This window comes from Tianweitania sp. (assembly GCF_032053605.1).
Classification (GTDB): Bacteria; Pseudomonadota; Alphaproteobacteria; order Rhizobiales; family Rhizobiaceae; genus Tianweitania.
In genome coordinates this window covers 794-11046 of record NZ_DAMBUH010000033.1, presented here as the reverse complement: position 1 = coordinate 11046, position 10253 = coordinate 794, and the positions used below count along the sequence as shown (strand labels likewise).

7 protein-coding genes are annotated in these 10253 nt (G+C 61.6%); 4 read left to right on the top strand and 3 right to left on the bottom strand.

The window, feature by feature from the left end; genetic code table 11:
- A partial coding sequence (locus RTX98_RS09890) for a type I polyketide synthase (RefSeq protein ID WP_312796312.1) occupies nucleotides 1-2220 on the bottom strand: 2220 nt, incomplete at its 3' end.
- A gap of 415 nt (nucleotides 2221-2635) precedes the next feature.
- Between RTX98_RS09890 and RTX98_RS09885 the strand changes: the two genes are divergently transcribed.
- The 4 genes from RTX98_RS09885 (at nucleotide 2636) to RTX98_RS09870 (ending at nucleotide 7239) form a co-directional block, all read left to right on the top strand.
- Nucleotides 2636-3772 (top strand): NnrS family protein, encoded by a 1137-nt coding sequence (locus RTX98_RS09885; protein WP_312796311.1) that lies wholly within the window; start codon nucleotides 2636-2638, stop codon nucleotides 3770-3772.
- Nucleotides 3773-3966: 194 nt separating this feature from the next.
- Entirely contained in the window at nucleotides 3967-5118 is a 1152-nt protein-coding gene (wecB, locus tag RTX98_RS09880; RefSeq protein ID WP_312796310.1) for a non-hydrolyzing UDP-N-acetylglucosamine 2-epimerase, read from the top strand.
- Complete coding sequence (gene wecC, locus RTX98_RS09875) at nucleotides 5111-6433, top strand: UDP-N-acetyl-D-mannosamine dehydrogenase (protein WP_312796308.1); 1323 nt, start codon at nucleotides 5111-5113, stop codon at nucleotides 6431-6433. The genes wecB and wecC overlap by 8 nt, the downstream gene beginning before the upstream one ends.
- On the top strand, nucleotides 6430-7239 hold the full coding sequence (locus RTX98_RS09870) for a WecB/TagA/CpsF family glycosyltransferase (RefSeq protein WP_312796307.1): 810 nt from the start codon (nucleotides 6430-6432) through the stop codon (nucleotides 7237-7239). Before wecC ends, RTX98_RS09870 begins: the two co-directional genes overlap by 4 nt.
- A 1-nt stretch (nucleotide 7240) precedes the next feature.
- On the opposite strand, the gene RTX98_RS09865 is transcribed toward RTX98_RS09870, so the two are convergent.
- Together RTX98_RS09865 and RTX98_RS09860 are read right to left on the bottom strand one after the other, a co-directional pair.
- Nucleotides 7241-8692: a lipopolysaccharide biosynthesis protein gene (locus RTX98_RS09865; protein ID WP_312796305.1), complete on the bottom strand. Its 1452-nt coding sequence runs from the start codon at nucleotides 8690-8692 to the stop codon at nucleotides 7241-7243.
- A 44-nt stretch (nucleotides 8693-8736) separates the two neighbouring features.
- Nucleotides 8737-9984 carry a glycoside hydrolase family 5 protein gene (locus tag RTX98_RS09860; RefSeq protein ID WP_312796303.1) on the bottom strand — a complete coding sequence of 416 codons (1248 nt, stop codon included), beginning with the start codon at nucleotides 9982-9984 and terminating at the stop codon, nucleotides 8737-8739.
- Nucleotides 9985-10253 lie beyond the last annotated feature (269 nt).

Below are 10253 nucleotides of genomic sequence, written 5' to 3'. Positions count from 1 at the left end.
GAAGGCATGCGAGGTATGAAGCCGGCTGGCCTGCAGGCCGGCCTGTGCAAGAACGGTCTCGAAAGCCCCGATGGCGTCGAAGGGGCCGGCGACGACGCCGAGCTTCGGCGCATTGAGCGCGGCGAGATCGACGCCATCGATCAGGAGATCGCGCAGCGCGCTTTCCGGGGCACGCACCGACAGCATGGCGCCGGTTTCGCACTCCTGCATCAGCCGGCCGCGATGGGCGATCAGCCGCAAGGCATCCTCGAAGCTGAGCACGCCCGCGACCGCAGCCGCCGCCAATTCGCCGACGCTGTGGCCTACCATCCCCGCCGGAACGATGCCGCGCTCAATCCAGAGCTGTGCCGTCGCATATTCCGTCAGGAAAAGGGCCGGCTGCGTGACCTGCGTATCCCTCAGCGCCCGCGCGGCGTCCGCCCCCTCGACATCCCGGCAGATCAAGGTGCGGATGTCGAAACCGAGCATCGGTTCGAGGATATTGGCGCCCTTGTCGATCCAGTCCGCGAAAGCCGGATCGCTGCGATAAAGACCGCTCGCCATGCCCGGATATTGCGACCCCTGGCCCGGAAACAGGAAGACCACGCCCGGCGCCTCGTTAGCGGCCACCCCTTTGATTGCCGGCGGGGAAGCGAGCCTGCCAACAGCATCCGCCGCGCTCTCACACACGAAGGCTGCGCGGTGCGAAAAGGAATGCCGTCCGTGTTGCAGCGTGTAGGCAACGTCTTCCATTGCGAGGTCGCAACTCCCGATGGCTTGCGCGAGCGCTGCGCACGCCGTGTTGAGCGCGGCCTCCGAACGAGCTGACAGCGGCAGAATATGGATACGGTCTACCGCCTCCTCGGTAACGCGAACTGAAGTGGGCGGCTCCTCCATCACCACATGAACATTGGTGCCGCCGATCCCGAACGAACTGACGCCGGCCCGCCGGGGCGTCGCTCCTTCCGGCCATGGTGTCAAACTCGTGGCGACCTTGAAGGGGCTACCGTCAAGGTCGATCGCCGGATTGATGGAGCGGAACTGGGCCAGCGGCGGGATTTCGCGCTCGCGCAGCATCAGCGCTGTCTTGATGAGGCCGGTGATGCCCGCCGCCACATCCAGATGGCCGACATTGCCTTTGGTGGACCCGATAACGCAGCGATGCTCGCCATTAGATCCGCCAAACGCGGCGGAAAGGCCAAGAAACTCTATCGGATCGCCGAGCGGCGTCGCGGTGCCGTGGCATTCCACATAGCCGATCGTCGCCGGATCGACGCCGGCATTCCGATGCGCGGCCTTGATAACAGCCGCCTGACCCTCCGCGCTCGGTCCGGTATAGCTCACCTTGGCGGCGCCATCATTATTGACGCCGCAGCCGCGAATGACTGCATGGATGTGATCGCCGTCGGCGAGTGCATCGTCGAGCCGCTTGAGCAGCACGCAGCCCGCGCCACTCCCGAACACCGTGCCGCTCGCAGAAGCGTCGAAGGGCCGGCAGATCCCATCGCCGGACACCATGCCGCCGGGCTGGTGGATATAGCCGCGCTTTTGCGGCACCGTGACGGAAACGCCGCCGGCAAGCGCCATGTCGGATTGGCCGGAAAGCAAACTCTGACAGGCCTCCGCCACGCAAAGCAGAGATGTCGAGCAGGCCGAGAGCATGGTAATTGCCGGGCCGCGCAGATCGAGCTTGTGCGCTACGCGTGTCGCCAGCGAGTCGGAAATTCCGCCGAGGAAGGTTGGATAGCAGCCGACCTGATAGTTCGACGTGAATTCCTCAACCCGGTCGCGTTGCGCGAGGACATTGTTCAGCAGATAGGTGTTGAAGGCCGCGCCCGCGAAAACGCCGATTGCTCCCTCGTAGCGCGCCGGATCATAGCCGGCGTCTTCGAGCGCTTCCCAGGCGATTTCCAGGAAAATGCGTTGCTGCGGATCGATCAGAGCGGCATCGCGTGGCTTGATGCCGAAGAAAGCGGCGTCAAAGAGATCGACATCTTCCAGATGCGGTCGGCTCGGAACATAGTCGGGCGACCGCCGCGTCTCCTCTTCAAACGCATCTTCCAGCTCGTCCGGCGAGAATGACCGGAATGCATCCCGGCCTTCCCTCACCATCTGCCAAAGCTGGTCGACCGTGGAAGCACCGGGAAACCGTCCGGACATGCCGATGATGGCGATTGCGCCGGTCGGCACATCAGCCGGTTCGCTCCGGTGGATGCTGGAAAGAAGAGACAGGTCGTTCATCTGCTTCGTCCGATCGCGCAGCCTCGTTCAAGGTTCGAAAGAGGCAGATGCGCTCAGAAGCAGCTTTCATCACTGCTCGAGAACGCGATGCCCCGGGCTGGAATTCAGTCGAAACACTGCGCAAGGACCAGGCGACCTCGTGATCTGTCCACTGGCCAACTTGCAAAAGAAAGGTCCCATGCCCGCCTGCGAGTGTACGGACACACGCTTCGGGCACGCGAAGGTAATTGGCCGCAATCTGTCAGGAAAAGTCTTACCTGAGCGATCTATGGTGATGTCGAGTCGCCCTACTTCAGCACACCAAAATCCTGCTTAATCAGCTATGATGCGCCCGACGCATTCACCGCCCGTCGGTCGTTACCGCAAGAGCGTCCTGCTGAGAGGCCAGTCGAATATGTGGCGGGAAGCCCAAGACGTGCACGTTGCAAGATCCACTGAAGGCCGTTCGCTCCTGATCTTTTATCCAGCCGGCGTGTTCTTTGCGCTCTCCGCCTTCATGGCGGCCATGCTCCCGTGGGTCTGGCTCTTGCCACTGGAAGATCCACAGCTGGCACATGTCCGGCTGGGATTGTTCGGCTTTGGTGGCTTGGCCATCTCCGGCTACATCATGACTGCGCAAAAGGCTTGGACCGGCCGTCCGCTTCCGGTTTCGCCTCTGGTCCTTGGTGCGCTCGCTCTCGCATCGCGGCTTGTTTCGCTGTTGTTTCCGGGGGACGCGTGGTCGATCCTTCTGTCGCTGCCGGTCGCCTTGTTCATCCTGTTGCCTGTGTTGCGGGCAAGGAGGTGGGACAAGGTGCCGTTGGCGATGGTGCCGCTGTTGCTCGTCGGGGCAGAGGTGATGCTGCTTCAGCAACGGGACCTTGCAGGCATTCTGCCGGTGGCGATCATGGTTCTTGTTTTCATTGTCGGGGGACGGATCGTTCCTTCCTTCACCGCTGACGCGCGTCGGCGCGTCGGCCTCGGCGATCTGCACCGGCCACCGCTTTGGATGGCGGTCGTCCTGTTGCTGATTGGCCTCCTTGACGAAGGAACAATCGGAACGCTGGCGCTCGTTGCCGCAATGCTATGGGTGATGACCTGCAGCATTGATGGTCTTGGGCTCGGAAGGGCAAACCGGATGCTGTCTCTTGGCTATGCCGGTCTTCTTCCCGGCCTGCTTGCTGTCGTCGCCGCCAGGTTCGGTCTGGTGCCTCATCTGGTCCAGGTCCATGCCCTGACCATGGCGACCATGGGACCAATGATCCTGGCTATCGCATCGCGCGTGACGATGCTTCGGTCGGAAAACACAGAACTCCAACCCCGCCGCCGGCACTGGTATGCACTAGGCTTGATCTTCGGTTCTGCCGTTGCGCGTGCCTTGGCCGAAGTGAGTGAACAAGCGCCCTTATGCCTTCTCGTGGCCGGAGTTCTGTGGTCCGCAGCCTGGATCGTCTTCCTGTCCGCGCATGTGCAGGCATTGATGAAGCCGGCCCCGTTTCCCTTGCTCAGCGCGAAACGTCCGCGAACGTTCGTCGGTGAGCACGTCCACGCCATACCCGCACGCTTGCCGTGATGCAGCGTTTGCAGGCTGGCATCTTATCGATGCAAGCATCGGATCGCAGTCGCAAAACCAAGGAAGACACGCTGGGGAGGGATGCTCGAAAATGACCACCAGCCACGGCGACGACAAGCTCTTCTCGCTTATCTGTACTGCATTTACTCAGCCTTGTTCAACTTTTTGAAATACCAATTTGCTTTACTGTCGCAATGACAATCATTGCCGACAGCAAGCCGCAAGCCAAACCCAAGTTATTGATCACCTTCGGCACTCGACCGGAAGCGCTGAAATGCTTTCCGATTGCGCGCGCGGCGATGAACCGGTCGGACTGTGTTGTTGAAACCTGCATCACCGCTCAGCACCGTGAGATGGTCGATCAGGTGATCGACATGACCGGTCTGGCCGTCCACTACGATCTCAACGTCATGCAGCCGAACCAGACGCTGTTCGATGTCACAGCGCGTGTTCTCGAGGGGATGGCGAAGGTTCTCGATCGCGCCAAGCCCGATGTGGTGATCGTGCAAGGCGACACCACGACAGCCATGGCCGCCGCGCTGGCCGCCTTCTACAAGCGCGTGCCGGTGGCTCATGTCGAAGCGGGTTTGCGCAGCCATGACATCAACTCACCGTTTCCGGAGGAGTTGAACCGCAAGATCGCTGGCGACATCGCGACATGGCACTTTGCGCCGACTGCCCAGGCGCGCGCCAATCTACTGGCGGAAGGCAAGTCGCCGGACACGATCTTCGTGACGGGCAATACGGTTATTGACACGCTGCTCCATTTCTCCGCCGAGATCGATGCGGATGCCGCTGTGCGAACAGAACTGGCCGGGCAGTTTCCCTTTCTGGACCCCGCAAAACGCTTGATCCTGGCGACCGCACACAGGCGCGAGAATTTCGATGGCGGCATCGAACGCATCTGCACGGCGATGAAAACGCTGGCCGCGCGACCGGATGTCCAGATTGTCCTGCCCGTGCATCCCAATCCCAATGTCCGATCGGTAGTGGCAGCGCAGCTGGACGCTGTCGCCAACATCCATCTCATCGAACCGCAGACTTATCTGCCGTTTCTCTACCTACAAAAGCAGAGCCACCTGGTTTTGACCGATAGTGGCGGCGTTCAGGAAGAAGCGCCATCACTTGGCAAGCCAGTCTTGGTTATGCGCGAAAACACCGAACGGCCGGAAGGTGTTGAGGCTGGCACCGCACTTCTCGTGGGCGCCGACCCCCACAAGATCATCTCCCACGCCAACCGCCTGCTGGACGATCGCGATGCGTATGAAAGCATGGCGACACGGCACAACCCCTATGGCGACGGGCAGGCCGCACAACGCATTGTCGAGGAATTGCTTCATGGCTGACATCAAGACTGTTTCCGTTATCGGCATGGGCTATGTCGGCCTGCCGACCTGCGCCATCCTGGCAAGCCGCGGGCTCGATGTGACCGGCGTCGACGTCAACGAGGCCGTTGTGGAAAGGGTCAATCGCGGCGAGATCCATATCGTCGAGCCCGACCTGGACGGTTTGATCCAGAAGGTCGTTGCCAATGGCAAGCTCAAGGCCAGCAGCAAGCCGCAGCCAGCGGACGCGCATGTCATCGCCGTGCCAACGCCGATGACGCAGGACCACCGGCCCGACATTACTTACGTGCTTGCGGCAGGAAGAAGCATCGCGCCCGTGTTGAAGTCAGGCGATCTCATCGTGCTGGAATCGACTTCGCCGGTCGGCACGACGCGCGCCCTGACGGAGATGCTTGCCGAGTTACGGCCGGATCTTAAGTTCCCGCTCGCCGGTGAAGAACAGTCGGAAATGCTTGTGGTCTATTCTCCCGAGCGCGTTCTGCCTGGCAAGGTGCTGACGGAGCTTTGCAACAATGACCGCTCGATCGGCGGGTTGTCGCGCCGTTCGGCTGCGCGGGCCGCAGCCCTTTACTCCACCTTCGTCACCGGTGACCTCTATCTGACGAGCGCGGAAAGCGCCGAACTCGTGAAGCTCACGGAAAACGCGTTCCGCGACGTGAATATCGCTTTCGCCAACGAGATCGCTGCGGTGTGCCAGGATCTGTCGCTCAATGTCTGGGAAGTCATCGAGCTCGCGAACAAGCATCCGCGCGTCAACATCCTGCAGCCGAGCCCCGGCGTCGGCGGGCACTGCATCGCCATCGATCCGTATTTCATTATCGATGCCGCGCCCGACAGCACGCCGTTGATTGCAGCCGCGCGTCGGATCAACTCCGCCCGGCCGCATTCGGTGGTGGACGACATCAAGGCTCTGCTTAATCCGGCAGTGAAGCAGACGATCGCCTGTCTCGGCTTGAGCTTCAAACCCAATATCGACGATATGCGCGAAAGCCCGGCGGTAGAAGTCGTCGAACTGTTGGCGCAGCTTCCAAATGTCAAAATCGTCGCTGCGGAGCCAAACACGAATGCGCTCCCGGCTCCTTTGCAGAACAAGGGCATCGTGTTCACGGATGCGCTTTCCGCTATCGATCAGGCCGACATCGTGGTTCTTCTCGTCGACCACCGGCAGTTCAACTTCATCGATCCCGAAGAGCTGAAAAACAAGAAGCTGGTCGACACGCGCGGGCTTTGGACATGGCGCAAGGCGCGCAAACCGGACGCCCGCATCGAGCGCCGGGCGCCTGAAGATCGTCGGTCTGTCGGGGTTGCAGCGTGAGCGAAACGGCGCGATCGGGCTGGGCCGAGCATAGCCTGCTGGCATCGCGCCGGGGCGAATTTCTGGCGTCGCCGATCCATGCTTTGACCATGGTGGAGACCATGGATCTGGCCGAAGAAGCCATGCGGCTGAAGCGGCCGCTGCATCATGTCGTGGTCAATGTCGCCAAGCTCGTGAACATGCGCAAGAATGCCGAGCTGCACGAGGATGTGTCGACGGCCGATGTGGTGAATGTCGACGGCAAAGGCGTGTTGTGGGGTGCGCGGCTATGCGGCGTGGCTTTGCCGGAGCGTGTCAGCGGCGTCGATATCATGACGAACCTGTTCATCCTTTGCGAACAGCGCGGCTACAAACCCTTCCTGCTCGGCGCCGAACAGGATGTGCTGGATAGCGTTGTTGAACGCCTCGCGCGCAACCATCCGAAACTGGTGATCGCCGGTGCACGCAACGGCTACTTCAAGCCTGAAGACGAGGCGGATGTGGTTTCGATGATCAATGCATCTGGAGCCGATTGCCTGCTGGTTGCGATGCCAACCCCGCGCAAGGAACGCTTCACGAAGCGCCATCGTGCCGAGCTTCTGCCTAGCCTCATCATGGGCGTGGGCGGCAGCTTCGATGTCTATGGCGGCAAGGTCGCGCGCGCGCCGAAGTTCGTTCAGGCGATCGGTCTCGAATGGCTGTTCCGGGTAGCTCAGGAGCCGAAACGCTTGTGGCGCCGCTATTACGAGACCAACACGGCCTATGCGGTTCTTCTATCCCGCGAAGTCTGGACCAGCCGTCGCCGGCGCCGCAACATCAGCGCCTAGATCAACCGCGATTGCGAAGCCTGCGGTAGCGCTGCACCGCCGTGTCGCCAAACTGCCGCGCGGCTTGCGGATAGATCATCCACGACAGGATCAGGAACACCGCCACCCCGGCAGAACCGCCCGCGACCAGCACGATTACGGCCGGAAGGGCTTCGAGCAGGAAAGCGGTCAGCGCCGCGCTCAAACCTGTGCCGAGCGCAATCGCTAGGGAGCACCCGATGCTGCGCCAAGCCACCGGCACATGGGTCAGCCGTTCGCTCAGGTAGGCACAGGCGCCAAGTGCCGCGACCGAACCTCCGGCCAGCGCAACGGCTGCACCAAGCTCGGCCCAGCGGGGAATGAGGAGCATCGACAATCCGATCGTCGCCGCCGATCCAACGAGGGTGCCGACAATCAACAGCGCCGGTCGCTTATGGGCGTGGATAACCGTGCCGTAAACAAAGCTCGTCAGGTTGGCGCAAAGCACGCTGAAGGCGATCACGGGAAAAAGCAACCCGACGCGACCATGATAGCTTGCGGGCAGCATCAGTTCGGTCATGGGGCCGTTCAGCGCCACCAGCAGGGCCGCCACCGGCAAACAAAGCTGCAGCATCAGCGCCATCAGCTGCGTCAGCAAGGCGGCCGATCCGGCCGGCCCTTCCTCGTCGAAGCGGCTCATTACCTGCGGAAAGGCGCCGACATTGATCGCGTTGCCCACCATGTCGAGAGGCTGGCGCGCCAGAACATAAGCGGCGGCAAACAGCGCGACAGCACCGGCATCATGATAGGCGTTTAGGAAAAGGCGCTCGGCGCTGTTGAGCCCGAATCCGACGAGCGCCATCACGACCAGCGGCAGACCCAAACTCACCAGTTCGCGCCCGGTAAATTTCGCGGCCCCAACCACCACCCGACGCGCGGCTACAATGCCGGCGATGAGCCCGGCTATCAGCATGCCCGCACTCGATCCCAGCGAAACAACCAGAAAGGAGTTCGGCAACAGGAGAATGGCGAGGATCGGGAGCGCCAGCTGCAGGGCGGCGCGCAGGCATTCCAGCAGCGAATAGGTGGAATGGCGCTGCTGCATCTGCAGCACCGTCAAAGCAAGGCGGGCGATGGATCCGGCAACGAGATAGGCGCAAACGGCCAGTGCAAATTCCGGCCAGCGCTCCGGCACGACGATCACCGAGCCCGCCACTGCGATGACCAGCGCCAGCACCGTGCTACCCAGCAGAACCTTTCCCGCCAGCGCCAACGAGCCGCGGCTGACATCCACCGTGCCACCCAGCCGCAGAAGCGCGATGCGCAGCCAGTTGGTAACGGCGAGATCCGTCATCTCGCCAACCGTCACCACCAGCGTCAGCAGACCGTATTCATCCTGGTCGATGAGGCGCGTGACGACGACGAGCAGAAGCAGCGCGGAAATGCGCGTCAGAAGGATGGCCGGGCCATAAATGAGGGTTGAGCGCAGCAGCAAGCGGAAAAGGCCTCAAAGCAAGCCGAAGGCGCGAAGGCGGCCGCTCATTGCCGCATCAAGCCCAGCGCTCCGAGCATACCCATGTCGGGCACCGCATTGCCCTTGGGCGGGATCACCGACATGCCATAGCTATTGGCATATTCCCAGATCGACCAGGGAATGCCCGATTTTTCGGCCGAGCGCCTCACCGCAGTGAGATAGCGGATGCGGTCGGCATCATCGGCGCCTGAGCGCCCATCGGCTGTCATGAGGATGGCGCCGAATTCGCCCATGAACAGGCGCTCGGACGGGATGGCGTTTGTTTTGGCCCAGCCAAGTGCCTGCTCGAACCTGGCGTCCAGCTGTTTCTCGCTCCAATCCTCCGCGAAGTATTTGGCGATCAAGGAATCGGCTTCCGCCAGGTTGGCGCGCTTCTCCGCTCTGCTTATACCGGCCGCATCCATCCGCGCCTCCAACGCTTTGCGCACGGCCTCCGGTGTGCTGGTCGATGCCGGCCAAGGCATGCCGGACGCAAATCCACCCTTTGTTTCCGAGCGCTGATGCGTGAAGTCGTGCGGCTCATACATATGGAAGCTGTAATAGATGTTGGGATCGTCGAAGCCGGGCTTGAGGTTGAGCAAGCCTTTGACGCCGCCGCCGCAAGCGCCTGTGGCGATGATGGTCAGATCGCCACTCACGGAGCGGATGTCAGCGACCGTGGCTTCCATGATCCGCTGCCAATCGTCCGTGCCACTGGCATCGCAGGGGTAATAAGCGGGCTCGTTATAGGGCTCGATTGCGACCTTATCGGTGCCAACCTTCACCAGCATTCTCGCCACCTCCTTGACCATGGCGCGATAGCGGGAAACGCCCTCGCTGTCGGCGCCGTCATAGATCAGCTTCATGCTGGTGGCCGGAACCTGGTTGACGCCATGGAGGTCGAACACGACACGCAAACCGCTGTCCGTGATGCGCTTTGCCGCCTTTGAAAGGATGGCGAGTGCTTCCTTTCGCTTAGGCCCCTCACTCGACACCAGCGGGCCGGGATCGACGCTCAGCCGTACGAAGTCGAAGCCCATCGAGCGAATGCGCTGGAACTCGTTCTCCCCTTGGGAAGCGGCGCCTTTCCGGAAGCTGTCCAGCCACTCTTGTTCAGCGCGATAGGGCGGCCAGATATAGGTGCCATCCCCGTTGACCGGCGACCAGTTGAGCCACTCATGCACGCCGACGCCGCGATGAAGCTCCAGCACCTTCGCCTGCGCTGTTGCCGTGAGAAAGCTGAAAGCCAAAGCAATGGCTGCAATCACTCTCATCTGTTGTCCCCATCTCAAGAGAAACCGACGTTAACCCGGCAAGTGTAAAGAAGAAGCTTGTTTATCGCCTTCTCGTTCTCTCCATCGAAGCGGTCTCGGCACAGATGAAACTCGGCTGGTATCTGAAACGTCTGCGCAACATGGAGCCGGCCGAAGTGCTTCACCGGCTGAAGGAACATCAGCGAAAGATCGTCTCACGCCGTCGCGACGATGGCTGGCATCGCTATCCCGCAGCGCCGCTTCATCCGGTCTTCTCAGGCTGGCGCGAC

Excerpts from the sequence above, each read along its gene's own strand:
- wecB (WP_312796310.1), top strand. The coding sequence starts at position 3,967 with ATGACAATCATTGCCGACAGCAAGCCGCAAGCCAAACCCAAGTTATTG.
- wecC (WP_312796308.1), top strand. The coding sequence starts at position 5,111 with ATGGCTGACATCAAGACTGTTTCCGTTATCGGCATGGGCTATGTCGGC.
- RTX98_RS09860 (WP_312796303.1), bottom strand. The coding sequence starts at position 9,984 with ATGAGAGTGATTGCAGCCATTGCTTTGGCTTTCAGCTTTCTCACGGCA.